This window comes from Paenarthrobacter sp. PPS72 (assembly GCF_048537125.1).
Taxonomy (GTDB): Bacteria; Actinomycetota; Actinomycetes; order Actinomycetales; family Micrococcaceae; genus Arthrobacter; species Arthrobacter nitroguajacolicus_E.
In genome coordinates, this window is the sequence record NZ_JBLYIE010000092.1 from 1 (window position 1) to 326 (window position 326).

1 protein-coding gene is annotated in these 326 nt (G+C 55.2%); it reads left to right on the forward strand.

Features of this window, described 5'->3' with window-relative positions; translation table 11 throughout:
* The coding region (locus tag ACLRGI_RS23205; RefSeq protein WP_419203789.1) for an integrase core domain-containing protein at window positions 1-296 on the forward strand (296 nt) is incomplete at its 5' end.
* Between the last annotated feature and the right edge of the window lie 30 nt (window positions 297-326).

A 326-nucleotide genomic window follows, 5' to 3' on the forward strand; every position in this document is an offset into this window, starting at 1 on the left:
GTGGGCTCGGAGATGTGTATAAGAGACAGGAGTGGTGCACCACCGCCGGAGTCGATACGGCCTTCATTGACCCGGGATCACCCTGGCAGAACGGCTTCATCGAATCGTTCAATGCCCAATTCAGAAGGGAGCAACTCGCCGGAGAAATCATGGACACCATGGCCGAAGCGAAGTATTTGGCCGAGGAATGGAAAGCTATCTACAATCATGAACGGCCCCACGGATCCCTGGACGGCATGACGCCGAAACGCTACTGGGAAACCTGGACGCAAGAAAACCAATTAGCTATCGCATAAACGCTGGACTGCTAACGGGGGCCCAACCAC